Raw genomic sequence first — 298 nt, forward strand, 5'->3', positions numbered from 1 at the left:
TACGATGTAGCCATTCGGCAGGTTGGTACCTGTTTGGAGTCCTAATACCGGCGCTGCATTCCAGATACCCGGGCCAATCATGCCTTCAGTGGCAGCCTGCGCGCATACAGAGGAGATGACATTCACGAGTGTGGTTACACCCGCGTCCGTTTGTGGAATTTTAGGGGCCGACGTCAGTGCATTTACGACGGCGGTCTGAATATCGATCTGGAGCGTATCCAGATTGAGTACCTGATCGAACGGGGTACCATCAGCCATCGTGCCTTGAACGAGCAGATTATACTTGCCTCCAAAGTTG

1 protein-coding gene is annotated in these 298 nt (G+C 53.0%); it reads right to left on the reverse strand.

Annotated features, from left to right (window positions below):
• Positions 1 to 298 (reverse strand): DUF3383 family protein (locus J3482_RS20415; protein ID WP_206923120.1); only part of this gene is annotated, 298 nt, incomplete at both ends.

The sequence above is a fragment of the Alicyclobacillus suci genome (assembly GCF_017329615.1).
In the GTDB taxonomy this organism is placed as follows: domain Bacteria; phylum Bacillota; class Bacilli; order Alicyclobacillales; family Alicyclobacillaceae; genus Alicyclobacillus; species Alicyclobacillus suci.